The sequence below is a fragment of the Paenibacillus aurantiacus genome, from assembly GCF_042431225.1.
Lineage (GTDB): Bacteria > Bacillota > Bacilli > Paenibacillales > Paenibacillaceae > Paenibacillus_Z > Paenibacillus_Z aurantiacus.
In genome coordinates this window covers 174,333-190,134 of sequence record NZ_JBHMDO010000015.1, presented here as the reverse complement: position 1 = coordinate 190,134, position 15,802 = coordinate 174,333, and the positions used below count along the sequence as shown (strand labels likewise).

Annotated in this window: 13 protein-coding genes; 11 read left to right on the top strand and 2 right to left on the bottom strand. The window is 54.8% G+C overall.

Annotated elements, in window-relative coordinates:
- Positions 1-58 precede the first annotated feature (58 nt).
- The 11 genes from ACFFSY_RS07690 (at position 59) to ACFFSY_RS07640 (ending at position 14,389) form a co-directional block, all read left to right on the top strand.
- Positions 59-1,435, top strand: a complete 1,377-nt coding sequence (locus ACFFSY_RS07690) for a putrescine aminotransferase (RefSeq protein ID WP_377492355.1) — start codon at positions 59-61, stop codon at positions 1,433-1,435.
- Positions 1,436-1,456: 21 nt separating this feature from the next.
- Positions 1,457-2,560, top strand: coding sequence for an agmatine deiminase (gene aguA, locus ACFFSY_RS07685; protein WP_377492352.1), 1,104 nt, complete (start codon positions 1,457-1,459; stop codon positions 2,558-2,560).
- Positions 2,561-2,603: 43 nt separating this feature from the next.
- Positions 2,604-4,079, top strand: coding sequence for an aldehyde dehydrogenase family protein (locus ACFFSY_RS07680; protein ID WP_377492349.1), 1,476 nt, complete (start codon positions 2,604-2,606; stop codon positions 4,077-4,079).
- 15 nt (positions 4,080-4,094) lie between these two features.
- Positions 4,095-5,447 carry a 4-aminobutyrate--2-oxoglutarate transaminase gene (gene gabT / locus ACFFSY_RS07675; protein WP_377492346.1) on the top strand — a complete coding sequence of 451 codons (1,353 nt, stop codon included), beginning with the start codon at positions 4,095-4,097 and terminating at the stop codon, positions 5,445-5,447.
- Positions 5,448-5,566: 119 nt separating this feature from the next.
- Entirely contained in the window at positions 5,567-6,988 is a 1,422-nt protein-coding gene (locus tag ACFFSY_RS07670; RefSeq protein ID WP_377492835.1) for an aldehyde dehydrogenase family protein, read from the top strand.
- Positions 6,989-7,147: 159 nt separating this feature from the next.
- Positions 7,148-7,888, top strand: coding sequence for a hypothetical protein (locus ACFFSY_RS07665; RefSeq protein WP_377492343.1), 741 nt, complete (start codon positions 7,148-7,150; stop codon positions 7,886-7,888).
- A 283-nt stretch (positions 7,889-8,171) separates the two neighbouring features.
- Positions 8,172-8,903 (top strand): HAD family hydrolase, encoded by a 732-nt coding sequence (locus ACFFSY_RS07660; RefSeq protein ID WP_377492339.1) that lies wholly within the window; start codon positions 8,172-8,174, stop codon positions 8,901-8,903.
- An 802-nt stretch (positions 8,904-9,705) separates the two neighbouring features.
- Positions 9,706-10,095: a hypothetical protein gene (locus ACFFSY_RS07655; protein ID WP_377492336.1), complete on the top strand. Its 390-nt coding sequence runs from the start codon at positions 9,706-9,708 to the stop codon at positions 10,093-10,095.
- Positions 10,096-10,825: 730 nt separating this feature from the next.
- On the top strand, positions 10,826-11,281 hold the full coding sequence (locus tag ACFFSY_RS07650; RefSeq protein ID WP_377492333.1) for a VanZ family protein: 456 nt from the start codon (positions 10,826-10,828) through the stop codon (positions 11,279-11,281).
- The gene (locus ACFFSY_RS07645; protein WP_377492330.1) at positions 11,281-11,979 is read left to right on the top strand and encodes an ABC transporter ATP-binding protein; all 699 of its coding nucleotides are present in this window, start codon (positions 11,281-11,283) and stop codon (positions 11,977-11,979) included. Before ACFFSY_RS07650 ends, ACFFSY_RS07645 begins: the two co-directional genes overlap by 1 nt.
- Positions 11,960-14,389, top strand: a complete 2,430-nt coding sequence (locus tag ACFFSY_RS07640) for an ABC transporter permease (protein ID WP_377492327.1) — start codon at positions 11,960-11,962, stop codon at positions 14,387-14,389. Before ACFFSY_RS07645 ends, ACFFSY_RS07640 begins: the two co-directional genes overlap by 20 nt.
- 224 nt (positions 14,390-14,613) lie before the next feature.
- Here the strand turns inward: ACFFSY_RS07640 and ACFFSY_RS07635 are convergent, their stop codons facing one another.
- Together ACFFSY_RS07635 and ACFFSY_RS07630 are read right to left on the bottom strand one after the other, a co-directional pair.
- Positions 14,614-14,910 (bottom strand): hypothetical protein, encoded by a 297-nt coding sequence (locus ACFFSY_RS07635; protein ID WP_377492324.1) that lies wholly within the window; start codon positions 14,908-14,910, stop codon positions 14,614-14,616.
- A 98-nt stretch (positions 14,911-15,008) separates the two neighbouring features.
- A complete protein-coding gene (locus ACFFSY_RS07630; protein ID WP_377492321.1) occupies positions 15,009-15,797 on the bottom strand; it encodes a helix-turn-helix transcriptional regulator in 789 nt (262 codons plus the stop codon).
- Positions 15,798-15,802 lie beyond the last annotated feature (5 nt).

The window sequence follows — 15,802 nt, the reverse complement described above, 5'->3', positions numbered from 1 at the left end:
GGCCGGATGATACGGCCGTTTGACACCCCTATTACCCCAAATCCAAGGAGGCATCCCCATGGCCATCGATCATTCGAAAGTAACGGAGCAGCACGGCGGCGAGGACGAGACGAAATCTTATATCAAGAAAGTGCTTGGCCTGATCGCGAAGAAGGACGTGACGAAGGAAGAAGCGGCGTGGATTACGAAGGAGACCGTCGACGGCTTCCGCGAGAACGTCAACCCGGGCTTCCTCGAATACCGCAAGACGGTGACGCAGGGCGGCCAGTTCGCGGCGGTCGAGTGGTCGGACGAAGGCTCCTGCTTCAAGGACGTCAGCGGCAAAGAATACATCGACTGTCTCGGCGGCTTCGGCATCTACAACGTCGGACACCGGCATCCGAAGGTCGTCGCGGCAGTCGAGAACCAGCTCAAGCGCCAGGCGCTGCACAGCCAGGATTTGCTCGATCCGCTGCGCGCCATGCTCGCCAAAATTCTCGAGCGGATTACGCCGGGCGACTTGAAATATTCGTTCTTCACGAACAGCGGCACCGAGAGCGTCGAGGCGGCATTGAAGCTGGTCAAAATGCACAGCGAGCGCACGACGATCATCTCCACGACGCGCGCCTTCCACGGCAAGAGCTTGGGCTCGCTCTCCGGCACGGCCAAAGGCATGTTCCGCAAGCCGTTCCTGCCGCTCATCCCGGGCTTCCGCCACATCCCGTTCGGCGACATCGAGATGATGCGCAAGACGTTCGAGACGTGCGCGATGGTCGGCGAGGACGTCGCAGCCGTCCTGCTCGAGCCTGTGCAAGGGGAGGGCGGGATCATCCTGCCGCCGCCGAACTACCTGCGCGAGGTGCGCGAGCTGTGCGATCAGTACGGCGCGCTGCTCGTGTTCGACGAGGTGCAGACCGGCATGGGCCGCACGGGCCGCATGTTCGCCTCCGAAGTATACGGCGTGACGCCGGACATTCTCTGCCTGGCCAAAGCATTCGGCGGCGGGGTCATGCCGGCCGGCGCGGTCGTCGCGAACGAGCGCGTGTTCAAGAGCTTCTTCCCGAACCCGTTCATGCACACGACGACGTTCGGGGGCAATCCGCTCGCCTGCGCGGCGGCGATCGCGACCATCGACGTGCTGCTCGAAGAGAACCTTCCGGCCCGCGCGGACGAAGTCGGACGCTATTTCTTGAACGGTCTGCGCGAAGCGGCCGCGGGGCATGAAGACAAGGTGATGGAGATTCGCGGCATCGGTCTGATGATCGGCATCGAGTTCCACCGCGACGAGGTCGGCTACGAGGTGTCCAAAGGCATGTTCGACGAGGGCATTCTGGTGGCGGGCACGCTCATCAATTCAAAGACGATCCGGATCGAGCCGCCGCTGACGATCGCCATGGACGAAGTCGATCGCGTCGTCGCGACGTTCCGCAAGGTGCTCGCGCACACGAAAGCTTAATTTTCTCCGAGGTGAAGCCGCATGCCAAGAACGATCAACAGTACACCGAGACAGGACGGCTACCGGATGCCGGCCGAATACGAACCCCATCGCGGCACTTGGATGCTGTGGCCGACGAGAACCGATACATGGCGTCTGGGCGCCAAGCCCGCGCAGGACGCATTCGTGGAGGTGGCGCTCGCCATCTCCCGGTTCGAGCCTGTGACGATCGGCGTCGGCTCCTCGCAGTATGAGCATGTGCGCGCTATTTTTCCCGATCCGATCCGGGTGGTGGAGATGTCCTCCAACGATGCGTGGATGCGCGATGTCGGCCCGACGTTCGTGAAGAACGACGCGGGCGACGTGCGGGGCGTCGACTGGGGCTTCAACGCTTGGGGCGGCCTGCAGGGCGGACTGTATTTTCCGTGGGACCAGGATATGCTCGTGAAGCAGAAGGTGCTGGAGCTGGAATATAAGGACCGATACGATGCCCAGCAGTTCATCCTCGAAGGCGGCGCGATTCACGTCGACGGGGAAGGGACGCTGCTCACGACCGAGCAATGCCTGCTCAATCCGAACCGAAATCCCGACTTATCCCAGGCGCAGGTCGAAGAGCTGCTGAGGGAGTACTTGAATATCGAGAAGATCATCTGGATCAAGGACGGCATGCTGTTCGACGAGACGGACGGCCATATCGACGAAGTCGCGGCGTTCATCCGGCCGGGCGTCGTGGCGATGAGCTGGACCGACGATCCCGCCGATCCGCAATACGAGGTGCTGCAGGCGGCGTACAAGACGCTGAGCGAAGCGGTCGACGCGCGCGGACGAAAGCTGGACATTCACCGCATTCACATTCCGTCGCCGCTGACGATCTCCGACGAGGAGGCGCGCCGGATCGACCGGGCCCGCCGCAGCTACAGCCGGGCGACGGGGACGTGCTTCGCCGCGACGTACGTGAACTTCTACATCTGCAACGGCGGCGTCGTGATCCCGACGTTCGACGATCCGCGCGACGGCGAGGCCCTGGCGCAGCTGCAGGCGCTGTTCCCGGACCGCGAGGTCGTGCAGGTGAACACGCGCGAAATCGCCCTTGGCGGCGGCAATATCCATTGCATCACGCAGCAGCAGCCGATGTGCGGAAAATAGCGGACCGAGCACCGCAAACCATGGGAGCAGGAGGAGCGAACGTATGAGCGAACAACTGCAAATGTACATAGGCGGCCAGTGGGTGGACGCCTTATCGGGCGAGACGCGGGCCATTATCAATCCGGCCAGCGGAGCGGTCATCGCCAGCGCGGCGGAAGGGAACGCGGAGGACGCGCGCCGGGCGATCGCGGCGGCGCGCGCCGCCTTCGACGAAGGCGAGTGGAGCGCGACGCCGGCAGCCGAACGGGCCCGGCTCATCTTCGAGCTGGCTCGTCTGCTGGAGGCGGAGAAGGACGAATTCGCGCGGCTCGAGGTGCTGGACAGCGGCAAGCCGCTGCGCGAAGCGGCAGGGGACGTGAACGACGCGGTGGCCTGCTTCCGTTATTATGCCGGTCTTGCGACAAAACCGCACGGCCAGACGTATGAGGTGGCCGATCCGATGCAGGCGGTCGTCGTCCGCGAGCCGATCGGCGTCTGCGGCCAAATCGTGCCGTGGAACTATCCGCTGCTCATGGCGGCGTGGAAGCTGGCGCCTGCGCTGGCGGCCGGCAACACGGTCGTTTTCAAGCCGGCGGAGATCACCCCGCTGACGGCGGTGAAGCTGTTCGGTCTGATCGAGCGGGCGGGCTTCCCGGCGGGCGTGGCGAATCTGGTGCTCGGCGCGGGGGCGACGGTCGGCCATGAGCTTGCGGAGAACGAGCAGGTCGACAAAATCGCCTTCACCGGCGGCACGGCGACCGGCCGCAGCATCATGCGGGCCGCCGCGGGCAATATGAAGAAGATTTCGCTCGAGCTCGGCGGCAAGTCGCCGAACATCGTGTTCGCCGACGCGGATTTCGAGACGGCGGTCGAGTATGCGATGTTCGCGATTTTCGCAGGCCAAGGACAGATTTGCGCAGCCGGATCGCGTCTGCTGCTCGAGGAGAGCATCTACGACCGGTTCATGGAACGGCTGACGGAGCGGACGAAGACGATCGTCGTCGGCGAGGGACTTTCCGAAGATACCGAGATGGGACCGCTCGTCTCCGAGGGGCATTTGCGCAAGGTGCTGGATTATGTCGAGATCGGCAAAGCCGAGGGCGCCCGGCTCGTATGCGGCGGCAACCGGCTTACCGATGGCCAATACGCGGGCGGCTTCTTCATGGAGCCGACGATCTTTACGGACACGACGCCGGATATGCGCATCGTGCGGGAGGAGATTTTCGGACCGGTGCTCGTCGTGCAGACGTTCAAAGACGAGGCGGAGGCCATTCGGCTCGCCAACGACTCGATCTACGGGCTAGCGGGGGCGGTGTTCACGAACAACGGGGCCAAGGCGCAGCGGGTCGCCCGCAAGCTCCGCGCCGGCATTACGTGGATCAATACGTATCATCCGACGTACAACGAAGCGCCGTGGGGCGGCTACAAGCAGAGCGGCATCGGCCGGGAGCTCGGCACCTTCGGCTATGAAGCCTACACGGAAGTGAAGCAAATCAATACGAATCTACAGGTCGAGCCGCTCGGCTGGTACCGCGGGTAAGGAGTATGAGATAATATGGCGACAGAACGCAAATTCGCGTCCATTCAAGGTCCGCTGCCGGGACCGCGCACGGCGGAGCTGCTTGCGCGCCGCGCGTCGGCCGTATCGCTCGGCGTCGGCAACAACTTTCCGCTGTTCGTGGAACAAGCGAGCGGAGCGCTGCTCACGGACGTCGACGGCAATACGTTCCTCGATTTCGTCGGCGCGATCGGTACGATCAACGCCGGGCACTGTCCGCCCGAAGTCGTGAAGGCCGTCCAGGAGCAGGCGGCGAAATTTCTGCACACGAGCTTCCACGTCGGCATGTACGAATCATACGTCGAGCTGGCGGAGAAACTGGCCGAGATTACGCCGGGCGACTTTCCGAAGAAGGCGCTCTTGCTGAACAGCGGGGCGGAGGCGGTCGAGAACGCGGTGAAAATCGCGCGCAAATATACCGGCAAGCCGGGCATCGTCTCCTTCACGCGCGGCTTCCACGGCCGGACGCTGCTCGGGATGAGCTTGACGAGCAAGGTGAAACCGTACAAGTTCAAAATGGGACCGTTCGCGCCCGCGACCTACAAAGCGATGTATCCGTATCCGTATCACCGTCCGGCATCGATGACGGAAGAGGAGTACGCGCGTTTTTGCGTCAAGCAGTTCGAGGATTTCCTGCTGACGGAAGCGGCCCCGGAAGAGATCGCGGCGGTCATCATGGAGCCGGTGCAGGGCGAGGGCGGGTTCATCGTGCCGCCGAAGCTGTTCGTCCAAGGCGTGTTCGAGGTATGCAAACGGAACAACATCCTGTTCATCGCTGACGAGATTCAGACCGGCTTCGGCCGGACGGGGCGGATGTTCGCGAGCAGCCACTTCGGCATCGAGCCGGATCTGATCACGGTGTCCAAGTCGCTGGGGGCGGGGCTGCCGATCAGCGGTGTCGTCGGCCGGGCGGAGCTGCTGGATGCGGCGAGCCCGGGCGAGCTGGGCGGCACGTACGGCGGCAGCCCGCTCGGCTGCGTTGCGGCGCTCGCCGTCATCGAACAGATGGAGCGGGAAGGGTTGAGCGACCGGTCCGAGATGATCGGGGAGCGGATTCGCGGGCATTTTGAGAGGTTGCAGGAACAATATCCGATCATCGGGGACGTGCGCGGCCTCGGCGCCATGTGCGCCGTGGAGTTCGTGGAACCTGCGACCGGCGAGCCGGCGAAGGCGTTCGTCGCAAGCTTGTTGAGGGTCTGCTACGAGAAGGGCATTATCCTGCTCAGCGCAGGCGTTCACGGCAACGTAGTGCGCTTCCTGACGCCGCTCGTCATTACCGACGAGCAGCTGACGGAAGGGCTGGATATCATCAGCGAGGCCTTATCGGAAATGTACGCGAAAGCAATATAATAAGCGATGTTGGCCAGCCATGGCCTGGACTGCCGGAAGCGGCGGGACCGGGCCGGCTGGCCGCTGTCGTTGACAGACGAGTTAACGATTTCGAAGCGGCAAGGAGGATTTATTCCATGATGAAGAAACAGTTGCTCATCGGCGGCGCTCAGGTCGAGACGGCCGACTATATAACCCTGTATGCGCCTTACTCCGGCGAAGCGATCGCAAGAATCGCGAATGCGGGACTAGCGGAGGCGGAGCTGGCGATCGCGGCGGCCGTCGCGGCGCGTCCGGCGATGCGCCGGATGCCCGCTCATCAGCGGGCTGGGATCCTGTATCGCGCGGCTCAGCTGCTCGGCGAGCGCCGGGAGGAAGCGGCGCGGCTGATCGCCCTCGAAGCGGCCAAGCCGCTGAAGGCGGCGTATGGGGAAGTGGATCGCACGGTGCAGACGTATCTGTTCGCGGCCGAAGAGGCGAAGCGTCTGCACGGCGAGACGATTCCGCTCGACGCCGCGCCGGGCGGAGAAGGGCGCCTCGCGTATACAATGCGCGAGCCGATCGGCGTCGTCGGCGCGATAACGCCGTTCAACTTCCCGATGAATCTCGTCGCGCATAAGCTCGGTCCGGCGTTCGCCGCCGGTAATACGGTCGTGCTCAAGCCCGCGCCGCAGACGCCGCTGTCCGCGTTCTATATCGCGGAGCTGTTCACGGAAGCGGGGCTGCCCGCTGGCGCGCTGAACGTCATCACCGGCGATGGCAAGCTGCTCGGCGAGACGATCACGTCCGACCCGCGCGTCGGCGCGGTCAGCTTCACCGGCAGCGCCGCCGTCGGCGCTTCGATCCGGGCGATGGCCGGGCTGAAAAAAGTGACGCTCGAGCTTGGCTCGAACGCCGCGGTCATCGTCGACAAGGATGCCAACCTGGATGCGGTCGTCGCCCGCTGCGCGGTCGGCGCTTTTTCGAACCAGGGGCAGGTGTGCATTTCGCTGCAGCGTATCTACGTTGTCGACGAGCTGTACGAAGCGTTCGTGGAGAAGCTCGTCGCGGCGGTCGGTCAACTGAAGGTCGGCGACCCGCTTGATCCGGCGACCGATGTGTCGGCGCTCATCGCCGGACGCGAAGTGACCCGCACCTTAGGCTGGATCGGGGAAGCGGTGGAGAGCGGGGCTAGGATCGCGTGCGGCGGAACGGCGGAGGGCGGTATTCTGCTGCCGACCGTGCTGCTGAACGTGCCGCCGGACGCGCAGGTGTCGTGCAAGGAAGTGTTCGCGCCGATCGTCCTGGTCGGCAAAGTCGGATCGATCGAAGAGGCGATCGGGCTCGTGAACGACTCGCCTTACGGCCTGCAGGCGGGGATTTACACGAACGACCTGCGCACCGCTCTCGATGCGGCGGACGCGCTGCACGTCGGCGGCGTGATGATCAACGACATCCCGACGTTCCGCGTCGACCACATGCCGTACGGGGGCGTGAAGGAGAGCGGCCTCGGCCGCGAGGGGATCAAATACGCGATCGAGGATATGACCGAGCTGAAGCTCGTCGTTATTAACCGGAATTAGCGGGCGAATAGAGCGAAGCCATCCCAAGGCGTGATGCATGGGGATGGCTTTTTTTGCGCGCGGCGACTGCATCTAAGCTGTTTGGGGGCCTTGATGGTGCAACTATGACTGTCTGCCGAGCGTCTGTATCGATAGTCGTCAAGAATGGGGGAACACAGGTTGAAGCTTAAAATAAAGAACGCGTTGGCGGTGGTCGGGACTATCGCCTTGTTGTCGGGCTGCGCGGCAGGCGGTTCGGCAAACGCAACCAAGGAGGAGACGGGGCCAACCGGCGGTGCATCGAGCAGCGCCGAATCGGCCGGGGGCGTCTCCTCCGAAACCGCCGGTATGGTTGACGCCCGGCTTCAAGAGCCCGTCACGCTGGCAGAAGGCGTATCGGAACGCAATCCGTTCGGCACCCGCGTTACGATTCGGCTGATGATGACCAGGGGCAACGAAAGTAACGATCCTGAGCCGGGGCCGTTCCAGGGCGAGTTCCGCCAAGGAATCTGCGAGCTCGTGGCATGGGATGCAGATGGCAAGGAGCTTGCGCGCCTCGATGCGGGTGAATCGTTCGATGGAGGCGGTAGGATGATCTTCCGCAAGGCGGATCCCTTTGAGCTGGCGCTCGCGGATTACAACGGGGATGGTTGGGATGATTTTTCCTTAGGGCAGTGGGGCGGGAGCAACGGCAATATCTATAGTTTGTTCACCCTAGAACGGGACGGGTTCGGGGTGTTGGAACGGAATATCCATTCCGCGGAACGAGCCTACTCGATTCAATACCCGATGGAGGGAGATCGGGCTTTCCGGAACACCTACTACGATCAGGAGGCCGGCGCCTATATGGACATTGTCCGCCGTTGGACGGGGGACCGATTCGTGCGGGAAGAGCCGGTCAGAACGGCGACGATCCGCTAGACGGGCGCCTGCGCGCCTTGAAGGCGCAGCCTGCAGCGAGCGGGGGGCGCCTGCGCTGGAGCGCAATAGTGGGGCCCAGCCGACTATAGCGAGCGATCAACCTGCGCTGGAGCGAGATAGTGGTGCCCGGCCGACTACAGCAAGCGATCCGCCAAGGTTGGCGCACAATAGTGGTGCCCAGCCGACTACAGCATCCCTCTTTACCCAGCGCTATTCATTGCGCGCCGCTTCGTGATACGATAGTGCGGACGAAGGATGTAACGGAAGGAAGGCAGAAGCTGACATGCATACGGAAGCAAGCAACGCCGCGGGCCGGTTCGAAGCGGTCTTTTTTGATTTGGACGATACGATGTACGATTCGCTCTCTCCGTTCCGCAAGGCGGTAGAGGCGGTGCTGACGCTGCCGGCGGATTTTCCGCTGGAGACGGCTTACCGACGGGTGCGCTATCACAGCGACCGGCTCTGGGAGATTTACGCGGAGGGACGAATGGAGTTAGAAGAGATGCGGGTGCAGCGCGTCATTCTGGCGTTCGCGGAGTTCGGCCTTGCGGTTACGCGCGAACAGTCGGCGGCGGTGCAGGCGCGATATATCGAGGAACAAGGGCGAATCGAGCTGTCGGCCGGGGTTCTCGAGGCGATTGCGCTCGTGCGCGAAGCGGGGCTGGGGCTGGGCATGATCACGAACGGTCCGGTCGAGCATCAGATGGCCAAAATCCGCGCGCTCGGACTGGACCGCATCGTGTCGCCCGATCGGATTTTCATCTCGGACGGCGTGGGCATCGCCAAGCCCGATCCGCGGATATTCGAGCACGTCAGCGCCGTGACGGGATACGCGCCGGCGGTATGCTTATACATCGGCGACTCCTGGCGCAACGACATTGCCGGCGCGATGGAAGCGGGCTGGCGGTCGGTATGGCTGAACCGACGAGGCGCCGCGTCGGACACGGACCATGCACCGCATGCAGAGATCCGAGACATTGGCGAGCTGCCCGCGTTGCTGAAGGCGTGGCTATAACCCCGAGAAGCACCGGCTGCGGCAGCAAGCCGGTTTTTCGCTAGAAGCGCAAAAAATGACCCGCATCGCTGCGGGTCCAAGTCTTACTCTATTATAAAGGGGGGTCGTTGAAGTTAAGTATAGGCGCCGAACCTTAAACGAAGCTGAAGTCGGGCTTATGATAACCTTAAAGATTGGTTACAGAAATGTGAGCAAGCTCATTGGAGGTCAGGTACACCCGAAAGACCGGATTTGTAGATAGTCAACGTGAATCGAGCACGAGGTGACCAACCGCATAGAAGTGGCTGCTTCTCCATAGATATTTTTAACGCGCCATAACGACACTCTGTTCGGTTAAATTTGAGACCCAAGTCGCTGTGAGCGCCGTTCTATGTTGTTTCCTTTGACCTAAATTTCACCCTGAGCGGAACCGAAATGAGCAATAGCTGACAAAGCCCAATCCGTGCAGTACCTCCACAGCTGTCCTTCATTATTTTTTGCATCGCGAATATGCAAAGTCTTAATATTCCCTCTGAATCTAAGATATCATGGTAAATCTTCCCTTATTTAAAAACGAAATCAGGTGATCACTAGAGTAAGTATAGCGTAGTGTTGGTATCGTCTATGACCATGAAGAGGTCTATTGCACTATGCAAATACATTAAAATGCCTTAAAAGATTCCTTTGTTAATGGACTTATTTTGGTGTTGCAGGCGATAGGGGACTTTTGATTTAAATATTTTAATCCTTGTTGACAATCTTGTAATGGTTATGTAAGATTTGAGATGTTTCCAAAATCTATCAGAAAAAGGAGTTTTTTGTAGTGAAAAAGAAGTTAATGGTTGCAGCGGTATTGTCGTCGGTAGTCGTGGGTGCTGTGTCGGCTGCGGCTTATAGTGGCTCGTATTCCTTTGATATAGGCTATGAGGTTAAAGGAACGAATGTTCACTCGTTGGAGAACATAGCTACTTCGACAACAGCTAAGGCAGATTCATTCAACTATGATGGTACTCGTAGTACAAGTAAGGATAATTATTCTGTTCAACTGTACAAGAACTTCTACACTTATTACACCGTATCCAATCTGCTCGCTGACGATTCATCTCAAACTAAAAACTTTGGTAAGATTGATAAAGGTAACTATACAATTAACGTGTCAAAAAATGGAGGAAGTGCAGCTAAAATCATTGGTGTTGGAACTATTAACCAGTAATAATGAAAAAGCATCCAAAGCAAATCCTCTCTTAAAGAGAAGGTGCTTTGGATGTTTTATTTACTTATCAGAAAACATGCAGTATCTTCCAAGTCAATTAGACCTATACTAGTCAATCAAGGTTGTAAGGCTCTCGTGTAATAAGGAGGCCAGACAATCGTATGATTCGCCTAAGCAATTAGGGAGTAATGAAGCTCACTATGCATCCAACAGAATCCGGCTTGTGGGGCTTTGGATAGATAAAGAAGACTTTGAGTCGATATAGGTATTTACTATCGCAAGCAAAGTGTGAATTTCCAGATCAATGGGTGACTATGCCACGCCGAATAAATTGCCGAAGGGATAGTCGGAAAACGAGTTACAAGGTCACGAAGGACCGGTAGGATCGCAAAACGATACAGCACTTCTCCTTAGAAGGAACTCGAAGATCAAGGGTTGGTGGAAGTGCTAATTCGTCTACATCCATAGAAAGCTGGCTAGATGTACGGGAATATTTACAACGGTTCACAGATGAAATGCGAAAAAGTAACAAGGAGCGAAAGGGTTTTACGCTCATCGAGGGATGAAATATGTGACAATTCCTCATGGTTAAAATGGTAAATTATAGAATAACTATAATTAGCGGAGGAGTCTCGTGCATATAATAAAGGATATGTTAACATTTGTTTTTCCGGCGTCATTGCTTTTTTTGGTTATAAGGCTCATTTTTGTCCGAAAGAAGGGTGACAGTATGGTTAGAGAGTTATATATATATACCTTCTCTGCATACGTGTTTGCTTTAATTTTTATAGTTTGGATTTATGGATCCATGCCTATGGCTGCATTAAACTACAACCTAGTTCCATTTAAGACAATTTTAGGATATGCGAGTTATCCCTCGGTTAATATTGCTATTAAAAATGTTATTGGTAACTTGATTCTTACGGTTCCACTTGGTATATATGCCTGGTTTAAAATAAGATTATTTCAAGTGAATTCTATATTTTATTACGCTTTAATTATTTCTTTCATATTTGAAGGAGTCCAATTGTTATTATATTGGATAGGTTTAGGAGCAAGATCGATTGATGTTGATGATGTCATATTAAATACTATTGGCTGTATAGCTGGTTATTATATTACGAGTTTTGTATTCAGAGTCTATACCCATAATAAAAAGAAAAAGGTGAAGGAGACGACTGCATAATGACCGCGATTCTAACAGCTAACCGTATAAACAAGAAGTACAATCCCATAAGCGCGACTTTGGAATTGGCAACTTGTTCGCTTACGCTAGAGAGAGGCAAAACATACATCATTAAAGGGAAGAGCGGGTCGGGAAAAACAACGCTGCTTAATATACTCGGGGGGATGGACAAGCCAAGTTCGGGAACCGTTTTTTATGAGGGGAAATCCTTCTACGAACTGTCCGATCAAGAGCAATCGAGGATAAGGAATGAAGAATTTGGTTTTGTATTTCAATCGTATAATCTTATCCCTGAACTGACCGCATACGAGAATATCAAGCTACCTGTTTTTTTTAATCCGAGGAAAAAAGTGAAGTCGAATGCGATATTTGACGTAGCCGCAGAAATGGGGATCGGTGCACTGCTGCAACGTAAAACTTATCAATTATCAGGTGGGGAACAGCAGAGAGTGGCTATAGCCAGAGCTCTCATGATGTCCCCTGCTATCATTTTTGCAGACGAGCCTACGGGAAGCCTAGATACAGCAACAAGCAGAATGATCGCAGATTTACTTGTACGAACGGTTAGAAGAAGGGGGACAACTCTCGTTATAGTCACGCATGAAGAACACCTGATAGACGCCGATCATATTGAAATTACAATAGATAGCGGCAAAGTTTCGGCCTCGGAGGATACTCATGTTCTATTTGGCATTTAAATTTCTTATTGCACGAAAAAAGTGGCTGATTCTAATGACGGTAAGCTTTTCAATCGTCATAACTACAGTATTAACCATTTTTTCTTCGACAACAATGATTAATCGCAATATGAAGCTATATGCTTTTTCCCAGTATGGCGAATTCTCGGGCGTAATTATGAATCAAGCATATCCTAGTCGATCCGAGGTTTCATACGGGCACTTTGCAATAACTGGGTCAGTGAGTTTAAAAAATAATCGTAGTGCGGCAGTAGGGTGGATTGACGAAAAATTCATCGATCTGGGACATCTATCATTACTGGCAGGTACATTTCCTAAGTCCGATGATGAAGTTGCCATTGAAGCCCATTATTTGAAGTTTCTGAACCCCAATTGGAAACTAGGAACTATTCACGAACTGCATATCGGCAACGAGTCGCGAAAGCTTAAGTTGACTGGCATTGTAGACAATTACTCTGCAAAATGGGGAGTCGATACAAGGAAAACGCTGTTTCCGAATATATTAGCCGGCCGCAACGCCTCGGACAATCAGGTCAACGCAAACGTCTTGATTCCCTATGATTCCAAGATGACAAGTGATGGTAATTATGAGTCTGCCTATCGGAAAATCATGAATCGCGGTGGACAAGGTTTTATGAATGAGCGGCTCATTTATTACGGCCTAAAGGATTTCGGAATTATAACGAAGCTGTCGCTAGTTGTGCAGCTCATTATATTAATCGTTGCTTTAGTAAGCCTTACGACGTTAATTTCGTTTTATAATGCTAACCGTAATTTTAACTTTGCTGTTCTAAAATCTTTAGGTGCGACAAGTAAGTACTTGTATCAACTCACAGTGTTTCAAACCTCCTATATTTTTATGCTAGGAACGTTACTTTCTATACCGCTTGTACTTATTCTTAAAAAAGTCATCACGAGCGGTAATTATAACAGCGGTATAACGAGGTCAAGTGATTGGTTGGCCATGGGCTCGGGATCTCTAAAATGGCTCGTAGTATTATATGGTGTAATTGTAGTCTCTTCCTTGTTGTCTGTTCGAACGCTAAAGGATAAGAGCGCGAAGCAAAGCTTCGAAACAGACATTGCCCTTGGCAACCATCGGACAGTTGAATGGATATCAAGTATTAATTCATTTCGAATCAAACAGCTGGCTATACAACTTTTTTTATTTCCGAAACGTACGCTCTTGTCGCTGTTGACGATAATTATTTCGATCATGGTGATATTAATCTCGGTAACGTTTTCTAAGGAAACGGCAGGAACTTGGGATTCGGAAGACGATTATTATCTATCCTCCCAAGAAAATATTTTTTCTAAAACAATTGACCGTCACATCGTTCGTGTTTCCCCGGATATTATCTATTCCCCGGAAGAAGTACATAAGCTGGAATCACTAAAGGGAATTAACCTGGTTGATAAAGAGCCATCCATGTTCGATATCATGCCTATCTTAAAAAAAGAGAATCTCACGCCTTACCTCCTTTCCTGGATTGAGAAGTACAGCTCTGACCAGCAAAAGGAGTTAACATTCTACGAGGATGTTATAATACCAAACGCAACATTTATGCTGGATTCTTCGGGTAATTTCAATAAGAATAATGATTTGGGGAATAAGGACCTGCCTTCTCTCGCTCTCTATTGCCCGGATATGCAACCTGAGGAACAAAAGCAGTTACTCGGCAAAAACATAACCTTATCTAGAATTGTCCTTGACCAGGAGGGCAGCCCTATAGTGAAGAAGTGGGAGTTCCGAATTGCGAAGGTAGTAAATGCGCCGTACCAATTGTCGGCTGACGATGTGGTGGTTGCCCACGATGATGTAACAATTGTACTGGATGAACAGTACGCACTGCAGCAGGGCATTACCAAAGGATACAAAGACTTGAGTATTTATCTCCGCGGAGACGTGTCGGACACCGATGCCAAGAATATCTATAACGAAGTCTATGCGTTAGCGGCGGTAACACCCGGTGGTCTCTTTCAGTATATACCGAAGGTCATTAGCGATTGGAGGCGTATGTCCGATTTCATCTACCGGTCAGGTGCATTGACATTTTACGTTGCGATTCTATTGTCTATTACCTGCATATATACCATTCTCAACGGCAAGTACCAGGTGCGAAAGAGGTACTGGGGCATATACCGGTCGCTCGGAATGAGGCTAAAAGATATATACAGCTTTTTGTTGCTAGAGGTTTTTGTTTACTTTTCCATTTCTACATTCGTCAGTTCAGGATTATACATAGCATTTCTATATTTTAACCAATTATCCTATCCGATGATTGTTTATTGCCGTATACTTGCGTTAACCTTGTTTGGTGTCATTGTATTGCTTGTGGTTGTATCCACATATTTGAGACGGAAGATCGGTCAGGATACAATCTCATCACTACTAAAATCTGAGACATAACAAATCAACGATAGGTCGGAATGAGTGGTTGAAATATCGAAAGGAATAGCTAGGTAAAGCGTTGCAACTTCTCTTTGCCATGTGCGTTCAGCTTTCGCTGTAAATAATTTGCTGAAGAAACTCGCAATGAATCGAAGACGGTGAATGGCGTCACCGAGGTACGCCCCGTGACGCCATTTGATTTTTTTAAGGGGCTCATAGGCTATTGAAACTTCCTGTACATGCTAAGCCTGCTCGCCATCCTCGCTCTTCGCCTTCTCCAGCGCATCCAGCGCAGCATCGATCAGCGTGTCGAACAGGTCGTCGTTCTCCTCGATCTGCTCCTCCACCTTGTTGATCTGGATTTCTTTGCCCGGACCGCTCAGGAAATTCAGGCTGTACATCCAGTCCTCGCAGTTTTTGCTCTTGAGCGTCAGCTCGTAGTCCGATTTATGGCCTTCGACCGCAAAATGGACGAAGCCCAGGTAGCCGTCCTCTTTCCCGGTGTATTTCAACTCCGCCTTCAAAATATTGATGTTCATCGCCATCATCCTCTCCGATTAGGTAGGCCCCTAAGGCCAATATGAACTACATTCGTCGTTTTTATCAAAATTGAGCCTGTCCCGCGCGCCGCAACGCCTCACTCCCGCTGGCTTCGCTCCGCGATCAGCTCCGATGGCAGGCGCCCGACCGTCCGTTTGAACGTCCGGTTGAAGTAGGACGGATCATTGTAGCCGAGGTGCTCGGAAATCTCCTGTACCGTAAGCTGCGAGTGGCGGAGCAAGTATTGCGCCGTCTTCATCCGCTTGCGGTGGACGAAGTCGCTAATGGTCAGCCCCGTCACGCTGCGGAAGAGCGCGGCGGCATAGTTCGGACTGACGCCGACGCAGCGGCCGAGTTCCAGCTTCGTGATTTTCTCCCGGTAATGCTCGTCGATATACCGTTTCATCCGCTCGGCATGCTGGACGGTCGACGGCATCTTCGCGCCGGTATCGACCTCGCGGCTAATGAGGACGAGCACCTCCGCCAGCACGGCGCTGCACAAGACGGAGTAGTAGGACCCGCGTTCGTTCCAATGCCCCGTCAGCTGCAGCAGCTTCTCGTCGATGAGCTCGGGCATGCGGGTTGTCCAAGCCAAGGGCTTGACCGCCCCCAGAAGAGGCAGTTGGCTGGCGACTTCCGCGGTTGCCGGGCTGAACCGGATCGCGATCGCATCCCGGATGCCGCCTTCGCCACAGAGCTCGAACATCGTCCGCCCGGGCGGCACGAGCAGGAGCTCGTTCTTGCCGCAGGCGTAAGGCTTGCCGGCGATCTCCAACGTCACCCGTCCGAATCGGACCCACAGAAACAGGTAACTGTCATTACCCAGCCTGCGCCGGTCTTGACGAAGGATGCCCCGTTCCTCGCCGATATGAAAAATGCTGAACATGGCCT

Bases quoted from the DNA above. Each gene is read 5' to 3' on its own strand.
- ACFFSY_RS07635 (WP_377492324.1), bottom strand. From the start codon at position 14,910: ATGAACATCAATATTTTGAAGGCGGAGTTGAAATACACCGGGAAAGAG.
- ACFFSY_RS07630 (WP_377492321.1), bottom strand. From the start codon at position 15,797: ATGTTCAGCATTTTTCATATCGGCGAGGAACGGGGCATCCTTCGTCAA.
- aguA (WP_377492352.1), top strand. From the start codon at position 1,457: ATGCCAAGAACGATCAACAGTACACCGAGACAGGACGGCTACCGGATG.
- ACFFSY_RS07680 (WP_377492349.1), top strand. From the start codon at position 2,604: ATGAGCGAACAACTGCAAATGTACATAGGCGGCCAGTGGGTGGACGCC.
- ACFFSY_RS07690 (WP_377492355.1), top strand. From the start codon at position 59: ATGGCCATCGATCATTCGAAAGTAACGGAGCAGCACGGCGGCGAGGAC.
- gabT (WP_377492346.1), top strand. From the start codon at position 4,095: ATGGCGACAGAACGCAAATTCGCGTCCATTCAAGGTCCGCTGCCGGGA.
- ACFFSY_RS07660 (WP_377492339.1), top strand. From the start codon at position 8,172: ATGCATACGGAAGCAAGCAACGCCGCGGGCCGGTTCGAAGCGGTCTTT.
- ACFFSY_RS07645 (WP_377492330.1), top strand. From the start codon at position 11,281: ATGACCGCGATTCTAACAGCTAACCGTATAAACAAGAAGTACAATCCC.
- ACFFSY_RS07670 (WP_377492835.1), top strand. From the start codon at position 5,567: ATGAAGAAACAGTTGCTCATCGGCGGCGCTCAGGTCGAGACGGCCGAC.
- ACFFSY_RS07650 (WP_377492333.1), top strand. From the start codon at position 10,826: ATGGTTAGAGAGTTATATATATATACCTTCTCTGCATACGTGTTTGCT.
- ACFFSY_RS07640 (WP_377492327.1), top strand. From the start codon at position 11,960: ATGTTCTATTTGGCATTTAAATTTCTTATTGCACGAAAAAAGTGGCTG.